Source organism: Rahnella contaminans (assembly GCF_011065485.1).
In the GTDB taxonomy this organism is placed as follows: Bacteria; Pseudomonadota; Gammaproteobacteria; order Enterobacterales; family Enterobacteriaceae; genus Rahnella; species Rahnella contaminans.
Genome location: NZ_JAADJS010000002.1, coordinates 347294 through 373029 on the forward strand (window position 1 = coordinate 347294; position 25736 = coordinate 373029).

At 52.6% G+C, this 25736-nt stretch carries 16 protein-coding genes; 9 read left to right on the forward strand and 7 right to left on the reverse strand.

Going from position 1 to position 25736, the window contains the following annotated elements; translation table 11 throughout:
• Positions 1–22: 22 nt before the first annotated feature.
• The 4 genes from hofC to nadC all read right to left on the reverse strand — a co-directional run bounded on the left by hofC (position 23) and on the right by nadC (position 4368).
• The gene (hofC, locus tag GW579_RS10745) at positions 23–1243 is read right to left on the reverse strand and encodes a protein transport protein HofC (RefSeq protein WP_165059018.1); all 1221 of its coding nucleotides are present in this window, start codon (positions 1241–1243) and stop codon (positions 23–25) included.
• Positions 1240–2736: a type II secretion system protein GspE gene (gspE, locus tag GW579_RS10750; RefSeq protein WP_165059019.1), complete on the reverse strand. Its 1497-nt coding sequence runs from the start codon at positions 2734–2736 to the stop codon at positions 1240–1242. The genes hofC and gspE overlap by 4 nt, the downstream gene beginning before the upstream one ends.
• The gene (ppdD, locus tag GW579_RS10755; protein ID WP_152325114.1) at positions 2733–3182 is read right to left on the reverse strand and encodes a prepilin peptidase-dependent pilin; all 450 of its coding nucleotides are present in this window, start codon (positions 3180–3182) and stop codon (positions 2733–2735) included. Before ppdD ends, gspE begins: the two co-directional genes overlap by 4 nt.
• Positions 3183–3474: 292 nt before the next feature.
• Positions 3475–4368, reverse strand: a complete 894-nt coding sequence (gene nadC / locus GW579_RS10760) for a carboxylating nicotinate-nucleotide diphosphorylase (protein WP_152325113.1) — start codon at positions 4366–4368, stop codon at positions 3475–3477.
• Positions 4369–4462: 94 nt separating this feature from the next.
• Between nadC and ampD the strand changes: the two genes are divergently transcribed.
• Both ampD and ampE read left to right on the forward strand, forming a co-directional pair.
• Positions 4463–5035 (forward strand): 1,6-anhydro-N-acetylmuramyl-L-alanine amidase AmpD, encoded by a 573-nt coding sequence (gene ampD, locus GW579_RS10765; protein ID WP_152325112.1) that lies wholly within the window; start codon positions 4463–4465, stop codon positions 5033–5035.
• Between the two features lie 55 nt (positions 5036–5090).
• The gene (gene ampE / locus GW579_RS10770; RefSeq protein WP_152325111.1) at positions 5091–5945 is read left to right on the forward strand and encodes a beta-lactamase regulator AmpE; all 855 of its coding nucleotides are present in this window, start codon (positions 5091–5093) and stop codon (positions 5943–5945) included.
• 66 nt (positions 5946–6011) lie between these two features.
• Here ampE and GW579_RS10775 read toward each other — a convergent pair whose 3' ends face one another.
• From GW579_RS10775 to aroP, 3 genes are all read right to left on the reverse strand, one after another.
• On the reverse strand, positions 6012–6989 hold the full coding sequence (locus GW579_RS10775) for a glycoside hydrolase family 43 protein (RefSeq protein ID WP_152325110.1): 978 nt from the start codon (positions 6987–6989) through the stop codon (positions 6012–6014).
• On the reverse strand, positions 6982–8418 hold the full coding sequence (locus GW579_RS10780) for an MFS transporter (RefSeq protein ID WP_152325109.1): 1437 nt from the start codon (positions 8416–8418) through the stop codon (positions 6982–6984). Before GW579_RS10780 ends, GW579_RS10775 begins: the two co-directional genes overlap by 8 nt.
• A gap of 212 nt (positions 8419–8630) precedes the next feature.
• The gene (gene aroP, locus GW579_RS10785; protein ID WP_165059021.1) at positions 8631–10001 is read right to left on the reverse strand and encodes an aromatic amino acid transporter AroP; all 1371 of its coding nucleotides are present in this window, start codon (positions 9999–10001) and stop codon (positions 8631–8633) included.
• Positions 10002–10430: 429 nt separating this feature from the next.
• Between aroP and pdhR the strand changes: the two genes are divergently transcribed.
• The 7 genes from pdhR (at position 10431) to yacL (ending at position 25736) form a co-directional block, all read left to right on the forward strand.
• Positions 10431–11201 carry a pyruvate dehydrogenase complex transcriptional repressor PdhR gene (gene pdhR, locus GW579_RS10790; protein WP_013576986.1) on the forward strand — a complete coding sequence of 257 codons (771 nt, stop codon included), beginning with the start codon at positions 10431–10433 and terminating at the stop codon, positions 11199–11201.
• A 164-nt stretch (positions 11202–11365) separates the two neighbouring features.
• Positions 11366–14029, forward strand: a complete 2664-nt coding sequence (gene aceE, locus GW579_RS10795; RefSeq protein ID WP_165059023.1) for a pyruvate dehydrogenase (acetyl-transferring), homodimeric type — start codon at positions 11366–11368, stop codon at positions 14027–14029.
• A 13-nt stretch (positions 14030–14042) separates the two neighbouring features.
• Positions 14043–15938 (forward strand): pyruvate dehydrogenase complex dihydrolipoyllysine-residue acetyltransferase, encoded by a 1896-nt coding sequence (gene aceF / locus GW579_RS10800; protein ID WP_165059025.1) that lies wholly within the window; start codon positions 14043–14045, stop codon positions 15936–15938.
• Positions 15939–16150: 212 nt separating this feature from the next.
• A complete protein-coding gene (gene lpdA, locus GW579_RS10805; RefSeq protein ID WP_165059027.1) occupies positions 16151–17575 on the forward strand; it encodes a dihydrolipoyl dehydrogenase in 1425 nt (474 codons plus the stop codon).
• A 588-nt stretch (positions 17576–18163) separates the two neighbouring features.
• Positions 18164–20761: a bifunctional aconitate hydratase 2/2-methylisocitrate dehydratase gene (gene acnB, locus GW579_RS10810; protein WP_152325104.1), complete on the forward strand. Its 2598-nt coding sequence runs from the start codon at positions 18164–18166 to the stop codon at positions 20759–20761.
• A gap of 321 nt (positions 20762–21082) precedes the next feature.
• Positions 21083–25264: an Ig-like domain-containing protein gene (locus GW579_RS10815; RefSeq protein WP_165059028.1), complete on the forward strand. Its 4182-nt coding sequence runs from the start codon at positions 21083–21085 to the stop codon at positions 25262–25264.
• A gap of 106 nt (positions 25265–25370) precedes the next feature.
• A complete protein-coding gene (gene yacL, locus GW579_RS10820; RefSeq protein ID WP_152325361.1) occupies positions 25371–25736 on the forward strand; it encodes a protein YacL in 366 nt (121 codons plus the stop codon).

Consider the following 25736-nt stretch of genomic DNA (forward strand, 5'->3'; position numbering starts at 1 on the left):
AATTATTTTCCCCGTGCCATCGTCATCCCATCACCGAACCCAGCTGAAAAATGGGCAAGTACATCGCAATCACTAATCCTCCAACAATCACGCCCATCACTGCCATCAGTACTGGCTCAATCGTTTGAGATAACGTATCCGCCAGCGAATTTGCCTTGTTATTATGCAACAGCGCCAGCTTAAGTAACAGCTCATCGAGCGTTCCTGATTCCTCACCGATTTTTATCAACTGCTGACATAACGCAGGAAACAGCGGTGACCCCTGAAACGCTTTATGTAATGGCGTCCCCTGCATAATTTTTTCGCGAATCACGTCGAGAGCTGTCTGGAAATGTAAGTTTGACACAGATGCCGACGCGGCAGTCAGCCCGGAAATCAGTGTCATTCCGGCGCGTTGTGTCATCGCCAGCGTTTGAAAAACCTGACTGAGGCAACTATCAGTGACCAGCCGTGAAGTCAGTGGCAATCGCAAAAGCAGCTTTTGTTCGCGCAACTTCCAGCGAATGTGCGGATGCAACTTTTGCTGATAGCCAAAACAACAACACGAGACAATACCGGTCAGCCATGGCCCTGAGCTGACCAGCACGTCGGAAACACCGATCAGCATACGGGTAAACCAGGGCAACTGCGCATCAAAGGTGGCATAGATTTTCGCAAACTCCGGCAGAACCAGCGTCAGCATTAACAGTGTGACGAAGGTAGCGATGACGCTGACAATCAGCGGATAGCGCAGCGCCTTTTTCACTTTCGCTTTCAGTTCCGCCTGTTGTTCCTGTTGCGCCGCCAGTTGCAAACAGCATTGGTCTAACTGACCGGTCAGCTCGCCGATAGAAACGAGTTGCCGGTAAATCGGCGGGAAAACGTCAGGGTAAGCACTCAGCATAGCCGATAACGGTTTGCCTTCCCTGACGCCTTTCGCCACGTTATGCAAAACGCAGTGCCAGGCGGGTTTCGGATGTTCGTTTGCCAGCAGCGTCAGGCTGCTGACCAGCGGCAATCCGGCCTGTAGCAGTGTAGCGAGTTGCCTGACAACGGAAATACGCTCCTGATTTTTCCAATAACCGGATGTCAGGCGCCGGATCATTGTGATCTTCAGTGGTTGTAAACCCGCAACAAAAAGTTGCTGATAAATGCTGTCTTTGGTTATCTCAATGGCATCGCCTTGCTGGATGTTTCCCTGAGTATCAATAGCCTGCCAGTGAAAAAGCCGCCATTTTGGAGCGATCACTGGCGTTTCACTCATGCGCAATGACCTTCTCCGGTCACCCGATAAAGCTCTTCAAGTGAGGTGATACCTTGTTCAACCAGCAACATTCCCGCTTCCTGTAATGTCTTTTGCCCCTGTTCACGGGCGATTTTACTCAGCTCGCTGACACTGGCATCGGCTACCAGTGCCTGCTGGAGCCGGGGAGTGATGTTCAGTATTTCGTAAATCCCCATCCTGCCGTAATAGCCGGAAAAGCATTGATTGCAGCCCGCTGCCCGCCACATTGGCGCGGGCCCGCTGTTGCCGTCCGGCCCGTTTACGACCAGGGACAGATGTGGCTTCCGGCAGTGCGGGCACAGTTTTCGCACCAACCTTTGGGCAATGACCAGACGCAAACTGGCTGCGATATGGAAACCTTCAATGCCCATCTGCCGCAGACGGGTCAGCGTTTCGCACGTTGAGTTGGTATGCAGCGTGGAAAGCACCAGATGGCCAGTCTGTGCGGCTTTAACGGCGATCTCAGCCGTTTCTCTATCACGAATTTCGCCGACCATGATCACATCCGGATCCTGTCGCAACAATGCACGCAGAACGCTGGCAAAACTCAGATCCGTCTTGCTGTTGATCTGCGTTTGATTGATGCCACTGACCGGGATTTCAACCGGATCTTCAACGCTGCTGATATTGCGTGAGATGGCGTTGAGATGGCGTAATCCGCTGTAAAGTGTCACCGTTTTGCCGCTGCCTGTCGGCCCTGTCACGAGGATCAGCCCCTGCGGATGCTTGAGCGCGGCTTTAAAGTATTCCAAATCGCGCAGCGTGAAGCCTAACTGAGACATCGCCAGATCCTGCTGGGTCATGTGCAGGATCCTCAGAACGATTTTTTCACCATGCAGGGTGGGCAGGGAAGAGACGCGCATGGAATAACGCTGATTTTGCAGCATGACGGAAAGCTGGCCGTCCTGCGGCAAGCGACGCTCGGCGACGTTAAGTTGCCCCATGATTTTCAGCCGCGCGCAAACACCCGCTGCCATCGAAAATTCAGGACCGGGGATTTCCTGCAACACGCCGTCAATTCTCACCCGTACGCGGAAACTGTTTTCGTAGGGTTCAAAATGGATATCCGACGCTCTGCGGCTAATTGCCTGCCGCAGAATCTGGTTGAGGACGTTCACCACCGGTGCATCGCTTTGGTCATTCAACGCATTATCTTCAGGGCTTCCTGATGACGGGGATTGCTCCCCGGTGGCGGATTCCTGCTTCACATTCGACGGGCTCTTTTCCTTATGTTGTTCCATTCTGGCCTGCGGCCAGCGTTCCACCTGAACTTTCAATCCGCTGGCAAAGCGCAGCACGTTACTCAGCGTTTCTGTCTCAGCTTCCGCTTCATGACAGGCAACGCGGATCGTCTGTTTATCGCGATGCACAATGATGGCTTTGTAACGCTGACAAAGGGAGTCCAGCGAGGCATCGCTGTGCTGCCTTTGGCTATCTGTTGGTGAAACAGGATTGAGCGGAATATCGGTCATTTTACGGCTCCCGTGGTATCAAAACGGAAAACGCTTTCGCAGGCTTCTACCATTGCGGCATTGCCGGCGCTGGTGCAGGTGCGGTTCCAGATAATGCCGCCGGCCTGAGCATCTACAGAGGGGGTCATGACAACGCTTAGCCCGTTGAGTGCCTGCTGGCCAGTCAGTGAAATCACGCCTGCAGTGACCTGCGTTTTACTGACATAACGGCTGGTGGCGACTGCCGGAATACCTTCGTTGCCTGCATTGCAGCTGCTTAATGAGCCGGTATCAATGACGCACAGCTCGACACCGGTTTTATACGGCACCATGGTTTGCAGCATGTCGGTCATTGCGGCTTTCTGGATGTAACTTTGGTAAGCGGGAATACCAATGGCGCTCAGAATCGCAATTATTGCGATCACGACCATCAGTTCAATGAGGGTAAATCCTTGTTGCCGTTGCATGGCGTTCTCCATTTGTGAGGCTGCTGGGTTGTTGCTCGGCAGCAAACTAAATGGGGAAGAAAATTTCTGCCAGTGCCTTTGGTGAGTTTTCCAGGATGCCTTCCACGGTCTTTACCGGAGACGACAAACGCGTCAAAACTTTTGCGGCACGTCTCGCAGCAATGAAAGACAAATGAAAAAGAGGCTGGCGGTCAGAAGTGTTGAGTGGGAGGGTAGTGCGGCAAGATGAAATAGACCGAAGGGAAGTCGTGTTGCCCCTGAAATGGAATTCAGGGGCAACAGCGCAGAATGCTCAGCTAAAACGCATTGAGAGATCCATTGCGCGGACATGCTTGGTCAGGGCACCCACGGAGATGTAATCCACACCCGTTTCGGCAAATTCACGCAGCGTTTTCTCTGTGACGTTGCCGGAGACTTCTAGCAGCGCACGGCCAGCGGTCAGGGCAACACCTTCACGCATCATCGGAACGGTGAAGTTATCGAGCATGATAATGTCAGCGCCGGCATCCAGCGCCTGCTGAAGTTCGTCGAGTGATTCCACTTCCACTTCGACAGGAACATCCGCGTGGATCCACAATGCGCGTTCAACGGCAGCTTTAATCGAGCCACAGGCAATAATGTGGTTTTCTTTAATAAGAAATGCATCGGCCAGGCCGAGACGATGGTTGCTTCCGCCACCGCACAGGACGGCATATTTCAGCGCTGTACGCAGCCCCGGCAAGGTTTTGCGCGTGTCCAGCAACCGGGTTTTGGTGCCTTCGAGGATTTTCACGTAGTGATTTACTTCGGTAGCCACGCCCGAGAGTGTCTGGACGAAATTCAGTGCGGTGCGTTCGCCGGTTAGCAGCATGCGCGCAGAGCCGGTCAGCTCACATAATCTCTGATTTTCAGAAACAACATCGCCGTCTTTGACGTGCCATTTTACAGAAACTTTATCACCGGCCAGTTGGTGGAAGACTTCATCCAGCCAGCGTTGTCCGCAAAAAATACCGGCTTCGCGGGTGATGATCGTCGCGCTCGCATCTTTATCCTGCGGCAGAAGCTGTGCGGTTAAGTCGTTGTCAGCGTTGGCCTCGCCCCCGAGGTCTTCGCCAAGCGCCTGAGTCACAATGGCGGGGATATCATGCTGAATACGTTCGAGTAACTGTGCGCGGCGACTTTCAGGGCTGTAGCTGCGTGTAGACATACAAATACTCCGAAATGGCGGATAAGAAGGACAAAAAAACATGCTACCCTGTTGCTGTGATAAGTACCACACAAGCACATCATTGAGGCCTTTGATGCACTTAGAACATGGCTGGATTGCCGGAGCCCGGCAGGTCGTTTCCCCTCATTTTGATCTCCGTCCTGACGACGAGATCCCTTCTTTGCTGGTCGTCCATAACATCAGCCTGCCACCCGGAAAGTTTGGTGGCCCTTACATTGATCAATTATTTACCGGTACGCTGGATCCGCAGGATGATCCTTACTTTGAAGGGATCCACCAGCTGCGCGTAGCGGCACATTGTCTGATCCGACGAAATGGCGAGATTGTTCAGTATGTTCCGTTTGATAAACGTGCGTGGCATGCCGGTGTTTCCAGCTGGCGCGGGCGTGAGCGCTGCAATGATTTTTCGATTGGTATTGAGCTGGAAGGCACCGATTTTGTGCCCTTTACGCAGGCGCAGTATCGCAGCCTTGCGGACGTTACCGGCTTGTTAATTAAGCACTATCCGATTAGTCTGGACGCCATTACCGGGCACAGCGATATTGCGCCGGGGCGTAAAACAGATCCCGGCCCTGAGTTCGACTGGGCATTATATCGCAAGCTGTTGGCATCGCCGGTAGGGCAAAATGAGTCTTCTGACCAGTGAGTGAAAAGGCCGCCGGTTTTTTTGTTTTAAGAATATGTAGAGAGAGTGATAGTCGATGACGTTATTTACTTTGCTGCTGGTGCTGGCTTGGGAGCGGTTGTTCAAACTGGGTGAACACTGGCAGCTGGATCATCGGTTTGAGTTCATTTTCCGTCGCGGGCGGCAGACTTCCTTAGTCAAAACGCTGGCGATTACGATTGTCTGGATGGCGATTATCTGGGCCATTTTGCGTGCCCTGCACGGGTTATTCTTTGGCGTGCCTTCCCTCGTTATCTGGGTGATTTTATGTCTGCTGTGTATCGGTGCAGGCATCAAACGCAAACATTACCGCGCCTATTTGAAATCTGCCCGTCAGGGAGATGCGGACGCCTGTAAAGAGATGGCGGAGGAGCTGGCGCTGATCCACGGTTTGCCGAGTGATTGCACGGAAGAAGCCCGTTTGCGAGAACTGCAAAACGCACTCTTGTGGATAAACTACCGTTATTATCTCGGACCGTTGTTCTGGTTTGTGGTCTGCGGGCCTTTCGGGCCTGTTGCATTAGGCGGATATGCCGTTCTCCGGGGTTATCAGACATGGCTGGCGCGGCACATGACGCCGCTTAAACGTTCGCAGTCGGGCGTCGACAGCCTGTTGCATGTTCTTGACTGGATCCCTGTTCGTCTTGCCGGTGCGGCGTATGCGCTGCTCGGGCATGGTGAGAAAGCGTTACCGGCATGGTTTGCCTCGCTCGGCGATATTCATTCCTCGCAGTATCAGGTGCTGACACGGCTGGCGCAGTTCTCACTGGCGCGTGATCCGCATACCGATCCTGTACAAACTCCCCGTGCTGCGGTAAGTCTGGCACGTAAAGTGACGATGATTATTCTGGTGGTCGTTGCACTGCTGACGATTTACGGCACGCTGATTTAACGAAAATTCTATTCTCCAGGTCGAATAAAAAGCCCGGTACATTTTCATGTCCGGGCTTTTGGCTTTTTATCCGCGCTGCTTTTGTAAGGTCAGCGGGCGGTTATCGGCGGCGGGTTCGCCGAAATCTGGCATCCCGTTTTCATCCCAACGGAAGGTTTTGATGCGCGTATGCCGGTTCGGGTCATACAGCGGATCGCCTTCAATTTCCGTGTAGTTTCGTGCGTGATACACCAGCACATCTTCGCCCTGTTCGTTGCGGGTAAAGCTGTTGTGGCCGGGACCGAACTGTTTGTTCTGCGCCTGAGTGCTGAATACCGGATGCTGAGATTTATGCCAGTTAGCCGTGTCCATCAGATTGCTGTTGAGATCTGCCCAAAGCAGGCCAATGCAGTAATTTTCATCTGTGGCGCTGGCGGAATAAGTAATGAAAATTTTATCGCCATGCGTAACTACGGCGGGACCTTCGTTGACCCAGAAACCGATAATTTCCCAGTCCAGCTCCGGTTTGCTGAGCATGACGGGAGGTGATTTCAGTGTCCACGGATTTTCCATTTCAGCCAGATATAAGTTGGAATTTCCGCGAATTTCCGGGTCTTTCTGTGCCCACAGATAATAGCTTTTTCCCAGATGCTCAACGTGCGTGGCATCAAGCGAGAAGCTGTCGATCGGGGTCTGAATGCGGCCTTTCTCCTGCCATTTGCCTGTGAGAGGATCTGCCTCCTCACACACCAGCGCATACATCCTGTGCTGGAACAATCCGTCCACAATCTCCTGTGATGGCGCAGCGGCGAAATAAATAACCCATTTACCGTCGATGAAATGCAGTTCCGGCGCCCATATAAGCGCGCTCATCGGGCCGGTTTCAGGCTTATGCCAGACAACCGTGGCTGGCGCATCGGCAAGTCCGGTCAGTGTTGACGAGCGGCGGATCTCCAGCCGGTCATATTCCGGAACCGAGGCAATAAAGTAATACTGGCCATCGCGGTGCTGCCAGATATGAGGATCCGCGCGTTGTTCAATCAGCGGATTCGGGTAATTACTCATGTTTCAGCTCCTTGCTGTGAAGGGGGACAGAGGCAAGTTCTTGCGCCTGCTTTTCATCATGATATTCATTGAGTTCGCGATAGTTGCGACGGCGAATTTCCAGGTCAGCCTGAATTGTCCGCATGGTTTCGCGATCCACTTTCAGCAGGCGTACAACCCCTGCCGTAATGAGATAACCGACGCCGGGAATGACGGTAAACAGCAGAACAATCCCGTTGATTGCGTGATCACTTTGCTGCGTGGCTCCGGCATTGTAGCCATAAGCGGAGAGGAGGAAGCCGACCATCGCACCGGCGACTGCCAGTCCGCATTTGAGGAAGAACAGATTACCGGAGAAGCTTATGCCGGTGACGCGTTTACCGGTTTTCCATTCGCCGTAATCATCCACATCGGCCATCAGTGACCAGTGCAGCGGGGAAGGGAGCTGATGCATGATGTTCAGGATGAAGTACGCCACCAGAATCAGTGTTGTTGCATGGGGATCAAGGAAATAGAAGCCGCAGGAGAAAATGGTCAGGATGATGTTGGCCCAGAAGAAGACTTTCAGTTTGCAGTATTTGTCCGTCAGCGGTTTCGCCAGCGCGCTGCCAATCATCATGCCGACTACGCCGAGACTGATAAACATACTGGCGAATGAAGTCGATTTCTCCATCACCCAGGTGACGTAATACATGGTGGCCGCCATGCGGATAAAGCCCGGACACACGTTACAGAAAGTCAGCAGCAGAATGCGAACCCACTGGTCGTTTTTCCACACGTCTTTCAGGTCAGATTTTAAGGCGTGTTTGGACGGTACGGCAGGCTGGATGCGTTCTTTCACAGAACTGAAGCAGAACAGGAACATAAACAGCGCGATGATCGCCATCACGCCCATCGACATCTGGTAGCCCTTAGCTTTGTCCGCGCCCCCGAAGAAATCGGCCATGGGCAAAAGGGTTGAAGACAAAATTAGCGTCGCGATACCGACCATAAAGAAGCGGTAAGACTGGCAGGCGACGCGTTCGTGCGGGTCGGCGGTAATCACGCCGCCCAATGAACAGTACGGAATATTGATGGCGGTATAAGTCAGCGACATCAGGAAATAGGTGATGAAAGCATAGATAACTTTGCTGTTGTAGCTCCATTCCGGTGTGGTAAACATCAGCACACTGAACAGAACGTAGGGCACCGATATCCATAATAAATACGGACGGAACCGGCCCCAGCGGGTGGTGGTGCGGTCAGCAATCGCTCCCATTATCGGGTCAGTGACGGCGTCGATAATACGCACCGACAACAGCAATACGCCGACCAGCGCCGGGGCAAGGCCGAAAACATCGGTATAAAAATAATTGAGAAACAACATGATGGCGCCGCCAATCATATTGCAGCCCGCATCTCCCATTCCGTACGCTACTTTTTCTTTGAACGACAGCGCGCCTTCCTTCATGGATGTTCTCCGGCTATTGGTTAAAAAGGTCAGTTGTTAAAAAACTGTTTGATAGCGTTGAGTATTGGCTGGAGAAGCGAAGAGGAGTCAGGAGGTAAGAGTCGTGAAGATGGACGATTTGGTCATCTGGGAAAAAGTGTGACCTGTATAACAAGACGCCCCGGTAAGTGACTTAGCCGGGGCGTCTGAGGATTTTAAATTATTACGATTGCTTAAGCGTTTACGGATTTCCCGCTTTGCTGATTCTTGATCCAGTAACCCACGCCCAGAACCACCAGCCAGACAGGGATCAGCCATACGGAGATAGCCATGCCAGGGGTGATCGCCATAATGACCAGAATCGCTGCCATGAACAGCAGACAGATGTAGTTACCGGCCGGGTACAGCAGCGCTTTGAACTTAGGTTCCACGCCTTCACGACGCTTCGCCTGACGGAATTTGATGTGCGCCAGGCTGATCATCGCCCAGTTGATGACGAGTGCAGAAACCACCAGCGCCATCAGCAAACCAAAGGCTTCGGCTGGCATCAGATAGTTGATCAGAACGCACAGTGCAGTAGTGACCGCAGAAACGAGGATAGAAGCCACAGGTACACCACGTTTGTCGACTTTCATCAGGGCTTTAGGGGCATTGCCTTGCTGTGCCAGACCAAACAACATGCGGCTGTTACAGTAAACGCAGCTGTTGTAGACCGAAAGTGCGGCTGTCAGGATCACCACGTTCAGGGCATTCGCAACCAGCGCATCACCCAGTTCATGGAAAATAAGGACAAACGGGCTGGTGTCCGGCCCGACGCGGGTCCACGGCATCAGGGAAAGCAGTACTGCCAGTGAGCCCACATAGAAAATCAGGATGCGGTAGATAACCTGATTGGTCGCTTTAGGAATGCTGACTTCAGGATTATCGGCTTCTGCCGCAGTAATCCCCACCAGCTCAAGGCCGCCGAAGGAGAACATGATGATCGCCATCATCATTACCAGCCCGGTCATACCATGCGGCAGGAATCCGCCTTGTTCCCACAGGTTACGTACGGTCGCCTGCGGACCGGCAGTGTCGCTGAACAGCAACCAGCCGCCGAACAGGATCATCGCCACAACCGCAACCACTTTGATGATTGCAAACCAGAATTCCATCTCACCGAAGACTTTAACATTGGTGAGGTTGATGGCGTTGATCAGTACGAAGAAGGCCGCAGCAGAAACCCAGGTAGGGATTTCCGGCCACCAGAATTGGATGTATTTACCGACCGCTGTCAGCTCTGCCATCGCCACCAGCACGTACAGCACCCAGTAGTTCCAGCCGGATGCAAACCCGGCAAATCCGCCCCAGTATTTATAGGCAAAATGGCTGAATGACCCGGCAACCGGCTCTTCAACGACCATCTCGCCTAACTGGCGCATAATTAAAAACGCAATAAAACCAGCGATTGCGTAGCCGAGAATAATCCCAGGGCCCGCAGACTGGATGACGGAGGCGCTGCCCAGAAACAGACCTGTCCCGACAGCCCCACCCAGCGCGATCAACTGAATATGCCGGTTTTTCAGGCCGCGCTTCAGCTCATCGCCTTGTTGTTGATCAACCATTTACCTGTCCTCTGTCATTGGGGCAAAACCCATAACATTCTGCGTGTTAGAAAGAATGTAAGGCGATAATTACACTTTTTGTATTTAATTATTTACGGCTGGATTGTGCCTAAAAAGCAGCATCATCTACCGTTCGGGCAAGAATAGTGGTATGCGCAAAAGTTTGCACGGGGTTTATGCTCCGTCTGCATAACAAATAGCCAAATTGACTGGAAATTTGTTCAGGATCTAAAAAATGTGATCTGACGCAGAGAAAAATCGAGAAATGATAAGAATTTGTTAAATTGTGCGAGGGCGACGCATTTACTGGGTCACCATATGGACACAAGGTGAATACTTTGTTACTTTACGGCCACGTTTTTTAAATTGGTATTACCAATTGACTCCGGCAACTTACAGAGTCGCTACTCGCAGAGAACAACACATATTATGGCTTACAGCAAAATCAGACAGCCTAAGTTATCCGATGTGATCGAGCAGCAACTTGAGTTCCTGATCCTCGAAGGCACCTTGAGACCCGGGGAAAAGCTTCCGCCAGAGCGCGAACTGGCCAAACAGTTTGATGTTTCGCGACCTTCTCTGCGAGAGGCTATCCAAAGCCTGGAAGGGAAGGGACTGCTCCTGCGCCGCCAGGGTGGTGGTACTTTCGTCCAAAGTAATCTGTGGCAAAGCGTGAGTGACCCGCTGGCTGAGTTACTGGCCGACCATCCTGAATCACAATTCGATCTCCTTGAAACACGCCATGCCCTTGAAGGGATTGCTGCGTATTACGCAGCGCTTCGTGGCACAGAAGAAGATTTGCAGCGCATTCGCGATTGTCATGTGGTCATTCAGACCGCACAAGACAGCGGAGACCTGGACGCAGAAGCCGACGCGGTGATGCAGTATCAGGTTGCTGTAACAGAAGCAGCGCATAATGTTGTGCTGTTGCATCTGGTTCGTTGTATGGGGCCGATGCTTGAGAAGAACGTTCGACAGAACTTTGAATTGCTTTACTCACGCCGGGAAATGCTGGCGACGGTAAGCAACCACCGCGCCAGTATTTTCGAGGCGATTGTTGCACGGGAACCAGAAATAGCACGTGCCGCATCTCACCGTCACCTGGCGTTCATTGAAGAAGTTTTGCTGGATCTCAGCAGGGAACACACCCGGCGGGATCGGTCTTTACGACGGCTCCAGCAACGAAAAGATGAAAGTTAACCTTCGGGGTTAATTTTGAGAGCCTTCATTTGAGGGCTCACGGCAACTACATGACGGGCCTGTCTTCGTGCGTTTTGTTCCGTATGAAGAGCTTTTTAAGCAAGAGCGCAGGAAGACAGGCTCCAGATAAACCAACGTATAAGATACAGATAAGGAAAAGCACCATGTCAGAACGTGTAAATAATGACGTGGATCCGATCGAAACTCGCGACTGGCTACAAGCGATCGAATCGGTCATCCGTGAAGAAGGTGTTGAACGTGCGCAGTTCCTGATCGATCAGGTTCTGAGTGAAGCGCGCAAGGGCGGCGTTAGCGTCGCTGCTGGTGCAGCCAGCCGTAACTACGTCAATACCATCGCTGTTGAAGACGAACCGCAATACCCGGGTAACCTGGAGCTGGAACGTAATATTCGTACCGCAATCCGCTGGAACGCCATCATGACCGTTCTGCGCGCTTCCAAGAAAGACCTGGAACTGGGCGGCCACATGGCTTCCTTCCAGTCTTCTGCGACCGTGTACGAAGTGTGTTTCAACCACTTCTTCCGCGCACGCAACGAGAACGACGGCGGCGATCTGGTGTACTTCCAGGGCCACATCTCTCCTGGTGTGTACGCGCGTGCTTTCCTTGAAGGCCGCCTGACCGAAGACCAGATGAATAATTTCCGTCAGGAAGTTCACGGAAAAGGTCTGTCTTCTTATCCGCACCCTAAACTGATGCCTGAATTCTGGCAGTTCCCGACCGTATCCATGGGTCTGGGTCCGATCGGTGCAATCTATCAGGCTAAATTCCTGAAGTACCTGGAACACCGCGGTCTGAAAGACACCTCCGCACAGCGCGTTTACGCGTTCCTGGGCGACGGTGAAATGGACGAGCCAGAATCCAAAGGTGCGATCACCATCGCGACCCGTGAGAAACTGGACAATCTGTGCTTCATCATCAACTGTAACCTGCAGCGCCTTGACGGCCCTGTCACCGGTAACGGCAAAATCATCAACGAACTGGACGGCATCTTTACAGGCGCTGGCTGGAACGTGATCAAAGTCATCTGGGGCAACCGCTGGGATGAACTGCTGCGTAAAGACACCAGCGGCAAACTGATCCAGCTGATGAACGAAACCGTGGATGGCGACTACCAGACCTTCAAGTCCCGTGACGGCAAATACGTTCGCGAGCACTTCTTCGGCAAATACCCTGAAACCGCTGCGCTGGTCAAAGACATGACCGACGACGAAATCTGGGCGCTGAACCGTGGTGGTCATGATCCGAAGAAAGTCTTCGCTGCACTGAATAAAGCACAGAACACCAAAGGCCAGCCTACCGTAATCCTTGCGCATACCATCAAAGGTTATGGCATGGGTGATGCGGCCGAAGGTAAAAACATTGCTCACCAGGTGAAGAAAATGAACATGGATGGCGTTCGCTATATCCGTGATCGTTTCAGCGTGCCAGTAACAGATGAAAATCTGGAAAAACTGCCGTACATCACTCTGGAAAAAGACTCTGCAGAATACAAATATCTGCATGAGCGTCGTGCTGCGCTGAAAGGCTACCTGCCGACTCGTCTGCCAAAATTCACTCAGAAGCTGGAAATGCCGAAACTGGAAGACTTCTCACAGCTGCTGGAAGAGCAGAAGAAAGAAATCTCTACCACTATCGCTTTCGTCCGTGCCCTGAACGTGATGCTGAAAAACGACTCCATTAAAGACCGTCTGGTTCCGATCATCGCCGACGAAGCGCGTACATTCGGTATGGAAGGTCTGTTCCGTCAGATTGGTATTTACAGCCCGAACGGCCAGCAATACACCCCGCAGGACCGTGAGCAGGTTGCATACTATAAAGAAGACGAGAAAGGTCAGATCCTGCAGGAAGGTATCAACGAACTGGGCGCCGCTTCTTCATGGCTTGCCGCAGCGACTTCTTACAGCACCAACGATCTGCCAATGATCCCGTTCTACATCTACTACTCCATGTTCGGTTTCCAGCGTATCGGCGACCTGTGCTGGGCAGCGGGTGACCAGCAGGCGCGTGGCTTCCTGATCGGCGGTACTTCAGGTCGTACTACACTGAACGGCGAAGGTCTGCAGCACGAAGATGGTCACAGCCACATTCAGTCTCTGACTATCCCTAACTGTATTTCTTACGACCCGTCTTACGCTTACGAAGTCGCTGTCATCATGCATGACGGTCTGGTTCGTATGTACGGCGACGTGCAGGAAAACGTCTACTACTACATCACCACGCTGAACGAAAACTACCACATGCCAGCTATGCCGGAAGGCGCGGAAGAAGGCATCCGTAAGGGTATCTACAAGTTAGACACTCTGGAAGGCAGCAAAGGTAAAGTACAGCTTCTGGGCTCCGGTTCTATCCTGCGTCACGTTCGTGAAGCGGCTGAAATCCTGTCCAAAGACTACGGCGTAGGCTCTGACGTTTACAGCGTGACTTCCTTCACCGAACTGGCCCGTGACGGTCAGGACTGTGAGCGCTGGAACATGCTGCACCCGACCGAAACGCCACGCGTTCCGTACATCGCCCAGGTGATGAGCGACGCGCCAGCGGTTGCGTCTACCGACTACATGAAACTGTTTGCTGAACAGGTTCGTACTTACGTTCCGGCCAGCGATTATCGCGTTCTGGGTACGGATGGCTTCGGTCGTTCAGACAGCCGCGAAAACCTGCGTCACCACTTCGAAGTGGATGCTTCCTACGTTGTGGTTGCTGCGCTGGGTGAATTGGCTAAACGCGGCGAAATCGAAACTTCTGTAGTGGCTGAAGCCATTAAGAAATTCGATATCAATCCAGAAAAAGTTAACCCGCGTCTGGCATAAGAGGTAAAGACAGATGGCTATTGAAATTAACGTACCGGACATCGGTGCAGATGCAGTGGAAGTCACCGAAATCATGGTGAAGGTGGGCGATAAAGTCGAAGTTGAACAATCGCTGATCACCGTTGAAGGCGATAAAGCTTCTATGGAAGTGCCTTCTCCACAAGCAGGCGTGGTCAAAGAAATTAAAGTTGCGGTCGGCGATACCGTCGAAACCGGCAAACTGATCATGATCTTCGAAGCCGCTGACGGTGCTGCTGATGCAGCACCTGCGAAACAGGAAGCGAAAGCAGAAGACAAACCTGCTGCTGCCGCACCTGCTTCCAGCGAAAGCAAAGAAGTGAACGTGCCAGATATCGGTGGCGACGAAGTTGAAGTCACCGAGATCATGGTCAAAGTGGGCGACACCGTGTCAGCTGAACAATCGCTGATCACCGTAGAAGGCGACAAAGCTTCTATGGAAGTCCCTGCTCCGTTCGCGGGCAAAGTCAAAGAAATCAAAATCGCTGCGGGCGACAAAGTCAGCACCGGTTCTCTGATCATGGTCTTCGAAGTTGCAGGCTCCGGTGCAGCAGCACCGGCAGCGGCAGAAGCCAAATCAGACGCGGCACCTGCTGCACCGGCTCAGTCCGGCAGCAAAGAAGTGAACGTGCCTGATATCGGTGGTGACGAAGTTGAAGTCACTGAAATCATGGTAAAAGTCGGCGACAAAATCAGTGCAGAACAATCACTGATCACCGTTGAAGGCGACAAAGCTTCAATGGAAGTCCCGGCTCCGTTCGCGGGTACCGTGAAAGAAATCAAAATCGCTGCGGGCGACAAAGTCAGCACCGGCTCTCTGATCATGGTCTTCGAAGTTGAAGGCGCTGCGCCTGCTGCTCCGGCGGCTAAGAAAGAAGAAGCGGCTGCTCCTGCAAAACAGGAACAGAAAGCGGCGGCTCCGGCAACAGCTAAAGCTGAAAGCAAAGGCGAATTTGCTGAGAACGACGCTTACGTTCACGCCACGCCGGTTATCCGCCGCCTGGCCCGTGAATTCGGCGTTAATCTGGCGAAAGTGAAAGGGACAGGCCGTAAAGGTCGCATCCTGCGCGAAGACGTTCAGACTTACGTGAAAGACGCGGTCAAACGCGCTGAAGCCGCTCCGGCTGCTGCCACTGGCGGCGGTATTCCGGGCATGCTGCCTTGGCCGAAAGTGGACTTCAGCAAGTTCGGCGAAATCGAAGAAGTGGAACTGGGCCGTATCCAGAAAATCTCCGGTGCAAACCTGAGCCGTAACTGGGTGATGATCCCGCACGTTACGCACTTCGACAAAACCGATATCACTGAGCTGGAAGCGTTCCGTAAACAGCAAAATGACGAAGCCGCGAAACGCAAACTGGACGTGAAATTCACGCCAGTGGTCTTCATCATGAAAGCCGTTGCCGCAGCACTTGAGCAGATGCCACGTTTCAACAGTTCACTGTCTGAAGATGGTCAGAAACTGACGCTGAAAAAATACATCAACATCGGTGTGGCGGTAGATACGCCTAACGGCCTGGTTGTTCCTGTCTTCAAAGACGTGAACAAGAAAGGTATCGCTGAGCTGTCCCGTGAGCTGATGGCTATCTCCAAGAAAGCCCGTGACGGTAAGCTGACTGCTGGCGAAATGCAGGGCGGTTGCTTCACTATCTCCAGCCTCGGTGGTATCGGGACGACCCACTTCGCGCCAATCGTCAACGCGCCTGAAGTGGCCATCCTCGGTGTCTCCAAGTCTGCGATGGAACCGGTCTGGAACGGTAAAGAGTTCGTACCGCGTCTGATGATGCCAATGTCGCTCTCCTTCGACCACCGTGTGATTGACGGTGCCGATGGTGCGCGTTTCATCACCATCATCAATAACGTGTTGTCTGACATTCGCCGCCTGGTGATGTAAGCGAAAAGCCGGCCAAACGGCCGGCTTTTTTCTGATAATCTCTTCATGCTGTTTGAGATTTTCCGGGGCTAAGCACAAATCGTATGCCGTTTGTTGTTTCAAATTTGTTAACAATTTTGTAAACTGCGGGCGGATAGAACGACCCGGTGGATGATGGGCGTTGCAGCATAAAAATGACGTCTGACCCGCCGGAAATAAATTAAGAGGTCATGATGAGTACTGAAATTAAAACTCAGGTCGTGGTACTTGGGGCGGGCCCTGCAGGCTATTCTGCTGCTTTCCGTTGCGCTGATTTAGGTCTTGAGACCGTTCTGGTTGAACGTTATTCCACCCTGGGTGGCGTGTGCCTGAACGTTGGCTGTATCCCTTCTAAAGCTCTGCTGCACGTTGCTAAAGTTATTTCTGAAGCAAAAGCTCTGGCAGAACACGGTATTGTTTTCGGTGAGCCGAAAACCGATATCGATAAAGTGCGTCTCTGGAAAGAGAAAGTCATCAACCAGCTGACCGGTGGTCTGGCAGGTATGGCGAAAGGCCGTAAAGTCAAAGTCGTTAACGGCTTGGGCAAATTTACCGGTGCAAATACTCTGGTTGTTGAAGGCGAAAATGGTCCAACGACTATCACTTTCGACAATGCCATCATTGCGGCGGGTTCCCGTCCAATCAAACTGCCATTCATTCCTCATGATGACCCGCGCGTATGGGATTCCACCGACGCACTGGAACTGAAAACCGTCCCTGAGCGTCTGCTCGTTATGGGTGGCGGCATCATCGGTCTGGAAATGGGCACCGTTTACCACGCGCTGGGTTCTCAGATTGACGTGGTAGAAATGTTCGATCAGGTTATCCCTGCGGCTGATAAAGATGTGGTGAAAGTCTTCACCAAGAAAATCAGCAAGCAATTCAATCTGATGCTGGAAACCAAAGTGACTGCCGTAGAAGCCAAAGAAGATGGCATTTACGTCACCATGGAAGGCAAAAAAGCGCCAGCCGAACCACAGCGTTATGACGCTGTGCTGGTGGCAATCGGTCGCGTACCTAACGGTAAGCTGCTGGAAGCCGGCGCTGCGGGTATCGAAGTTGACGACCGTGGCTTCATCCACGTCGACAAACAAATGCGTACCAACGTGCCACACATCTTTGCTATCGGCGACATCGTCGGTCAGCCAATGCTGGCACACAAAGGTGTTCACGAAGGTCACGTGGCAGCCGAAGTTATCTCCGGTAAAAAACACTACTTCGATCCGAAAGTCATTCCGTCAATTGCCTACACTGAGCCAGAAGTTGCCTGGGTTGGCCTGACTGAGAAAGAAGCGAAAGAAAAAGGCATCAGCTACGAAACCGCCACCTTCCCGTGGGCAGCTTCTGGCCGTGCTATCGCTTCCGATTGTGCAGACGGTATGACCAAACTGATCTTCGACAAAGAATCTCACCGTGTTATCGGTGGTGCGATTGTCGGGACTAACGGCGGCGAGCTGCTGGGCGAAATTGGTCTGGCAATCGAAATGGGTTGTGATGCAGAAGATATCGCGCTGACCATCCATGCTCACCCGACTCTGCATGAGTCCGTGGGTCTGGCAGCAGAAATCTACGAAGGCAGCATTACCGACCTGCCAAACCCTAAAGCGAAAAAGAAATAATTCAGCTTTAACGGTTTGAGAACGGCACCGAAAGGTGCCGTTTTTTTATGTCTGAAAAACGGCGCCCGATATTTTGGAAAGCATCTCGCAAAGACTATTTTCGGGGGTGTTTTTTGCGCGTTTTTTGGGTCACTATGCAATCGCTCTGTAGCGCTTAATTGTCCAGATTCCCCCGGTGCCTGCTAACACTTTGGGAATACAAATCGACCGTTTTTTGAGACGGTTTTTTTGTGCCTTTTTTCTCCCTTTTCGACCATTTATTCCCTTGTGCCAATAAGGTTGTTGTGATGATCTAGAAGGCGAATTGGGATGAACAGCCGATCCGTCTGTGCTCAACGATTCAGCAAAGATTTAATGTTGCTTTTATGTGAACGAATTAACAAGCGGGCAAAATCCTGCTATGCTGCTTCGGCGCTAAAGGGCACTGTGCTCAGGTTCAGGACGTAAAGTTTCCGATCAAGAAACCCTCTTACCCGCAGTGTCCCCGATTCATCAGACAGCTTGAATTTCCCTGTCCCTACAGGCATGACGTGATGCTGATGATGGAAGCCAGGCATAATAAATGACAATGAGAGCGAGGAGAAAGTCGTGCTAGAAGAATACCGTAAGCACGTAGCCGAGCGTGCTGCAGAGGGCATCGTCCCTAAGCCACTTGATGCTTCACAGATGGCAGCGTTGGTTGAGTCCCTGAAAAATCCGCCAAAAGGCGAAGAAGAAACTCTGTTAGACCTGCTGATTAATCGTGTTCCGCCGGGCGTTGACGAAGCCGCCTATGTAAAAGCCGGATTCCTGGCTGCCGTCGCCAAAGGCGAAACTACCTCCCCGTTGGTCACTCCTGAAAAAGCCATTGAACTGTTAGGCACCATGCAAGGTGGCTACAACATTCATCCGCTGATCGACGCACTTGAAAACGAAACGCTGGCGCCAATTGCCGCCAAAGCGTTGTCCCATACGCTGCTGATGTTCGATAACTTCTACGATGTGGAAGAAAAAGCGCATGCAGGCAACGAACACGCTAAGAAGATTTTGCAGTCATGGGCTGATGCCGAATGGTATCTTTCACGCCCGCAGCTGGCTGAAAAAATCACCGTCACCGTCTTCAAGGTGACCGGCGAAACCAACACCGATGATTTGTCACCGGCTCCGGATGCCTGGTCCCGTCCAGATATTCCATTGCACGCGCTGGCAATGCTGAAAAACGAACGCGAAGGTATTCACCCGGATCAACCTGGCAGCGTCGGCCCGATCAAACAGATCGAAGAACTGAACAAAAAAGGCTTCCCGCTGGCCTATGTCGGTGACGTGGTCGGTACCGGCTCTTCCCGTAAATCTGCGACAAACTCTGTGCTGTGGTTCATGGGCGACGATATCCCTCATGTGCCGAACAAGCGCGGCGGCGGCGTAGTGCTGGGCGGCAAAATTGCGCCAATCTTCTTTAACACCATGGAAGATGCCGGTGCGTTGCCGATTGAAGTGGATGTTTCTAACCTCAATATGGGCGATGTGATCGACATCTATCCGTACAAAGGTGAAGTCCGTAACCACGAAACCGGTCAGGTGATTGCCACTTTCGAACTGAAAACTGACGTTCTGCTGGACGAAGTTCGCGCCGGGGGCCGTATTCCGCTGATCATCGGACGTGGTTTAACCACCAAAGCCCGTGAATCGCTGAAACTGCCTCAGAGCGAAGTATTCCGCATCGCGAAGCCGGTTGCTAAGAGCAACAGAGGCTTCTCGCTGGCGCAGAAAATGGTGGGGCGCGCCTGTGGCGTTGCCGGTATTCGTCCAAACGAATATTGCGAACCAAAAATGACGTCTGTGGGTTCTCAGGATACCACCGGCCCGATGACCCGTGACGAGCTGAAAGACCTGGCGTGCCTGGGTTTCTCGGCTGATTTAGTGATGCAGTCATTCTGTCATACCGCCGCGTATCCTAAGCCGGTTGACGTGACCACGCACCACACGCTGCCGGACTTCATTATGAACCGCGGCGGTGTTTCCCTGCGTCCAGGTGACGGTATCATCCACTCGTGGCTGAACCGAATGCTGCTGCCGGACACTGTCGGTACCGGCGGTGACTCCCATACCCGCTTCCCGATTGGGATTTCGTTCCCTGCGGGCTCCGGTCTGGTGGCGTTTGCCGCAGCGACCGGCGTAATGCCGCTGGATATGCCAGAATCCGTTCTGGTGCGTTTCAAAGGTGAAATGCAGCCGGGTATCACCCTGCGTGATCTGGTCCATGCCATCCCTTACTACGCCATCAAAGAAGGTCATCTGACCGTTGAGAAGAAGGGTAAGAAAAACCTCTTCTCTGGCCGTATTCTGGAAATCGAAGGCTTGCCGGAACTGAAAGTTGAACAGGCATTTGAACTGGCGGATGCGTCCGCAGAACGTTCAGCGGCCGGTTGTACGATCAAACTGGATCAGGCGCCAATCAAAGAATACCTGAGCTCTAACATCGTGCTGCTGAAGTGGATGATCTCTGAAGGTTACGGCGATCGTCGTACCATTGAGCGCCGCATTAAAGGCATGGAAGAGTGGCTGGCGAATCCAAGCCTGCTCGAAGCCGATGCGGATGCGGAATACGCAGCGATCATCGAAATCGATCTGGCGGACATCAAAGAGCCAATTCTTTGTGCGCCGAACGATCCGGATGACGCACGTCTGCTGTCTTCCGTACAGAACAGCAAAATCGATGAAGTATTCATCGGTTCGTGCATGACCAACATCGGTCACTTCCGTGCCGCCGGTAAACTGCTCGACAGCCATAAAGGCGCGTTGCCAACCCGTCTGTGGGTTGCACCACCGACCAAAATGGACGCCGCGCAGCTGACAGAAGAAGGCTATTACAGCGTCTTTGGTAAGAGCGGTGCGCGTGTTGAAATTCCGGGCTGTTCACTGTGTATGGGTAACCAGGCGCGAGTAGCCGACGGTTCGACCGTGGTTTCCACTTCAACGCGTAACTTCCCGAACCGTCTGGGCAACGGCGCCAATGTTTATCTCGCCTCCGCTGAACTGGCGGCTATCGCGTCTTTGCTGGGGCGCCTGCCAACGCCGGAAGAATATCTCGGCTATATGGCTGAAGTCGATAAGACAGCGGTGGATACTTACCGTTATCTGAACTTCGACAAACTGAGTGAATATACCGATAAAGCTGACGGTGTGATTTTCCAGACCGCAGTCTGACTAGTAAACATTCACTGCGCTAATTTAAGGGAGGCTTAGGTCTCCCTTTTTTTATGAATCCATTTTGTTATATTAAATGGGGTATTATATTAATAATTTCAATTGCACATTGATTTTAATAATGTTTTTGTTTTACTAAAGTATTCATTAAGTAGTAACAAAATATTTTATCATTTAAATTTAGTTCCCCGCGAACTATAGCTGCAGTCTGCAATTTATTTCGCTTTCATCGAAAACTATAAAGTGAAATAAACAATGCGCGCCTCAAAAATAATTTGCTTTTTACAAATTGGTGTTCAGTTTTTTTATTCTTCTCTATGCGTGTATGCCTTTTCTTTTGAAGCCGTTGCTGAAACCAATCCCCCTGCCGTCGCCGGGCAAATGCCGGGTGAAAAATTACCCTCTGGCAATAATACCGGCACGCCTTCTGCCTCCGGTGTGACTCCCGACAGCGAACAGGATGCTTCGCTGGCAGGGCTTGCCGCTCAGTCTGGTGCGTTGCTTTCCGGTGAGTCGTCAGGCGATGCCTTGAAAGGTATGGTGGCTTCGGGGGCTGCTGGCAAAGCGGCGCAAAGCGTTGAGTCCTGGCTGAATCAATTTGGCACAGCACGCGTAAAAGTTTCAGCAGATAATAATTTCTCTCTGGAAGAGGTGGAATTAGACATTCTGTTACCGATATACGACGACAAAACTAACCTGTTATTTACTCAGCTGGGCGGCCGCCGCGCGGACGATCGAGATATTATCAATGCGGGTGTGGGGTATCGTCATTTCAATGAGCGCTGGATGTGGGGCGCAAATACATTCTATGACCGTCAGTTATCGCAAAATCATCATCAGCGTATGGGCGTTGGCGGCGAATTAGGTTGGGATTATTTAAAAATATCCGCCAATGGTTACCTGCGTCTCACTGAATGGATGGCATCTGAGCGCTTTCAGGATTATGACGAGCGCGCGGCCAATGGCTTTGATATCCGCACTGAAGGTTATTTACCTGCGTGGCCACAGCTTGGCGCAAGCGTGATATTTGAGAAGTACTACGGCGATAACGTTGATCTGTTTAACGATGAAGATAACCGTCAGAAAGACCCTTATGCGGTCACTGTCGGTCTGAACTACACGCCGTTTACGCTCATGACGGCAGGCGTTAGCCAGAAAATGGGCAAAGGCGATACGCAGGATACTCAGTTTAACCTGAGTTTCAGTTATGCACCGGGCGTCAGTCTCGACAAGCAGCTGGATGCGTCACAGGTGGCGGTGAAGCGCTCGCTGCTCGGTAGTCGTATGGATCTGGTCAACCGTAACAACACGATTGTGCTGGATTATCGCAAACAGGATCTGATTTCGCTGGGTTTACCCGCCAGAATCGAAGGCGCAGAAAGCGCCAGCTTCCCGATTTCTGTTGTGGTTAACAGCAAGTACGGACTGGATCGTATTGACTGGCAGGCGGATGAACTCCTGCAACACGGCGGTAAAATTACCGAAGATAAACATTCTGGCCAGTACAGCATCACGTTGCCAAATTATCAGTACGGCGGGGTGAACAATCATTACATCGTCAGAGGTAAAGCCTTTGACGCCAAAGGCAACGGCTCGAACAATAGCGAAATGGAAGTCTACGTGACAGGCTATGACGCGGCGACATGGCTGTCTTCCACCACGGTCAGCCCCGATACGTTACTGGCCGATGGCATCAGCACCTCCACAGTGACACTGCGTATTACCGGCGCCGATCAGTTACCGGTGACCGCCATTGCTCCGCAACTGGCGGCTACTGTGAAGTTAACACCGGCCACCAGTGCCGGCACAGCGTCCCAAACTGCAGTGAAAAACCCCCTTATTTCTAACTTCAGCGAATCAGCGCCCGGCGTTTATCTCGCGACCTTTACCAGCGGCAATGTCGCGGGGACTGCTGATATAACCCCGATGGTCAGCGGTAAAAATGCCCTGCAAACCGCGCAAATAGTGCTGCAAAATGCGCAGGTCTGGCCTTCGTTAAGTTCGCTGAGCGCATCGAAAACCCTGGCGCTGGCAAATGGCACCGACACGGTCACCCTGACGGCTGAGGTGCTGACGGCAGAAGGCTTGCCAGATCAGGGCGTCACTGTCTCCTGGAAGGCGGATAATGCCGCCATCGGGCTGTCAGCGCCACAAAGTACGACCGATGAAAAGGGTATAGCCACAGTGACGGTCAGCAGTCTGAACGTTGTGGATACACGGGTCAGCGCGACGATCGAGGGAGGGAGTGTACTGCAAAGTGAACCGCTGAGCTTTGGCGCCGATGCTTCCACTGCGCAGGTGATGAGCCTGAACGCGGACAAAATGCAGGCAACGGCAAATAATGCCGATAAAGTCACGCTGATCGCGAGTGTGGTGAATGCCCAAAATCAGCCGCTGCAAGGCGCAACCGTTGACTGGAAAGTGGAGCAGGGGAGTGCAACGCTGAGTGCGCTGCAAGGTTCGACGGACGAACTGGGGAACGCGCAAATCACGCTGGCTTCACAGGTGGCGGGTGACGTGAAAGTCTCTGCCCGCGCCGGAACAACAGAAGCCAAAATGACCGACCTCATCTCATTTACTGCCGACAGTGCCAGCATGAATATTACCGGGCTTGAGCAGGACAAAACGCAGGCGCTGGCTAACGGCACCGACGCCGTCACCTACACCCTGACGGTGACTGATGCTAACGGCAACAAAGTACAGAATGCACCGGTCAGCTGGAGCAGCGATCAGCCCACTGCGCAGCTTTCCGCCAGCACCGTCAACACCGATGCACAGGGGCAGGCGCAGGTGAGTGTCTCGACTGTTCATGCCGGCGACGTGGTTATTTCGGCGCAACTGCCGGGCGGCACCGCCAGCATCGCGCCCGCAGCGTCATTTAATGCGGATGTGAGTACGGCGCAGTTTAGCGCGATGTCTGCTGATAAAACTCAGGCAGTGGCAAATGGCACCGATGTTATCACCCTGAGTTCAACGTTAACGGACGCTAACGGTAATCCGCTGGCGGATGCTGATATCGATTGGCTGGCGAGCCCGACCGGCGGTACGGCGTCAGCCAGCAGTACTAAAACCAATGCGCAAGGTATAAGCACTATCCGGTTAACCTCTTCAGAGGTCACGGATTACACCGTGAAAGCGTCGTTTAACGCCGCCAGTATAACGTCCTCAACCTTGTCATTTACGGCAGACGTAGCCAGCGCGACGATAAATTCGCTGGTCGCGGACAAAACTGCGTCCGTAGTGGCGGGTAAAGACACGGTCGGCCTGACCGCAACGGTGCTGGATGCTAATAATCATCCGGTTCAGGGGGCGCAGGTCACCTGGAGCAGTGACAATGCGGCAGGTGTTTTAACGCCGGTATCCGGAGTGACGGATGTCAACGGCGTAGCGACGGCTACGCTGATCTCAACACTGGCGCAAAATACCGTTGTGACCGCCAGCACCGGCAGCAGTCAGAAAACATTGCCGGTAGATATAGTGGCTGATGCCAATACCGCGCAGCTGACCCTTGCCTCTGATAAAACTCAGGCGCTGGCGAATGGCACGGATGTTATCTCCTGGACGGCAACGGTTAAAGATGCCAACAACAACCCGGTGAATGCAGTCAGCGTAGACTGGAGTGGCAATAATCCGAACGTGATTCTGGCGGGCAGTAATACGCAAACTACGCAGGCGGGCACGACGACAGTGACAGGCACTTCGCTCAAAGCCGGTACGGCGATTATGACAGCAACGCTCAGCCAGCAGCAGCAAACCGCAAGTGCAGGTGAGGTGAGCTATATTGCCGACCTCAGGACGGCGGAAATTGCCACACTGACGCTGGACCGGCCGGTTGTTTCCAATAACGGCAACGACGTGACGACATTTACTGCCACGGTGAAGGATGCAACGGGTAATCCGATCCCCAATGTGACAGTTAACTGGGCAACTACGCGCAATACACTGGGACAAAGCACCAGCGTGGCCAACGCGTCCGGCGTAGCCACTATGACGATTTCGGGTACCGAAGAAGGGGATGCGACGGTAACAGCCACGTACGGCACAAGTTCTAAATCGGCGTTAACGACATTCATCGGTTCATTTAATGTGGACTGGGCAGTCAGCGGCGCTTCCGGTAAATATACGACCCCGTTATTTACGGCTTACAATGAGTTAGGTTTTATCGCGGTGTCGCCGACTACCGGCCCATCGTCTCTGGTGTGGTCTGGCGCGGCAAATACAAATTCGCCGCTGACAACGCCGCTGACTGACCAACACGGAAACGAGGTGGTCGTCACCTTTGGTGGCATGCGGCAGTCTTATTGTACGACTCGTACGTTCAACTCAGCTGTCTCTTGTGACGCTGGGCCGGGTACTCACGCTATATTGAACTATTCATCAGCGGACAATCCGGGCCTGCCTGCCGGTGTTTATCGGGGTGTCATCCGCTTTGCGGGGGTAAACTGGTTAAGCACGAAGCCATCCTTCTCCTATGAAGTCAGCGTCAGCCTGACCGTGGATTAATCTTCTCCGGGGTTCAGAAACTGGAAAGGCGGAAGAAATTCCGCCTTTTTTATTGGTATCATGCAGCAGGTATGAGTGGCTTTTGATGATATTTAAGGACGGCATGATGGATTACGATTTTCTGCGCGATATTACCGGTGAGGTCAAAGTGCGCTTTTCTATGGGCCACGAAGTGCTTGGTCACTGGCTGAATGAAGAAGTGAAGGGCGATCTGACGGTGCTGGATGCTGTCGAAGCTGAGCTGGCCGCGCTCAAAGGCAGCGAACGGCAGACCCAGCGCGTCGGCCACGAATATACGTTGCTGCTGGCCGATGACGAAGTGATGATCCGCGCCAACCAGCTGGATTTCGACGGCGATGAGATTGAAGAGGGCATGAGCTACTACGACGAAGAGAGTCTGGCGTTTTGCGGCGTCGAGGACTTTCTGCAAGTCCTCGCCAAATACCGTGCTTTCGTCACGACTTATCGGTAA

Bases quoted from the DNA above. Each gene is read 5' to 3' on its own strand.
- aceF (WP_165059025.1), top strand. From the start codon at position 14,043: ATGGCTATTGAAATTAACGTACCGGACATCGGTGCAGATGCAGTGGAA.
- aceE (WP_165059023.1), top strand. From the start codon at position 11,366: ATGTCAGAACGTGTAAATAATGACGTGGATCCGATCGAAACTCGCGAC.
- GW579_RS10780 (WP_152325109.1), bottom strand. From the start codon at position 8,418: ATGAAGGAAGGCGCGCTGTCGTTCAAAGAAAAAGTAGCGTACGGAATG.
- pdhR (WP_013576986.1), top strand. From the start codon at position 10,431: ATGGCTTACAGCAAAATCAGACAGCCTAAGTTATCCGATGTGATCGAG.
- ampE (WP_152325111.1), top strand. From the start codon at position 5,091: ATGACGTTATTTACTTTGCTGCTGGTGCTGGCTTGGGAGCGGTTGTTC.
- yacL (WP_152325361.1), top strand. From the start codon at position 25,371: ATGGATTACGATTTTCTGCGCGATATTACCGGTGAGGTCAAAGTGCGC.
- hofC (WP_165059018.1), bottom strand. From the start codon at position 1,243: ATGAGTGAAACGCCAGTGATCGCTCCAAAATGGCGGCTTTTTCACTGG.
- ampD (WP_152325112.1), top strand. From the start codon at position 4,463: ATGCACTTAGAACATGGCTGGATTGCCGGAGCCCGGCAGGTCGTTTCC.
- aroP (WP_165059021.1), bottom strand. From the start codon at position 10,001: ATGGTTGATCAACAACAAGGCGATGAGCTGAAGCGCGGCCTGAAAAAC.
- lpdA (WP_165059027.1), top strand. From the start codon at position 16,151: ATGAGTACTGAAATTAAAACTCAGGTCGTGGTACTTGGGGCGGGCCCT.
- gspE (WP_165059019.1), bottom strand. From the start codon at position 2,736: ATGACCGATATTCCGCTCAATCCTGTTTCACCAACAGATAGCCAAAGG.
- GW579_RS10775 (WP_152325110.1), bottom strand. From the start codon at position 6,989: ATGAGTAATTACCCGAATCCGCTGATTGAACAACGCGCGGATCCTCAT.
- ppdD (WP_152325114.1), bottom strand. From the start codon at position 3,182: ATGCAACGGCAACAAGGATTTACCCTCATTGAACTGATGGTCGTGATC.
- nadC (WP_152325113.1), bottom strand. From the start codon at position 4,368: ATGTCTACACGCAGCTACAGCCCTGAAAGTCGCCGCGCACAGTTACTC.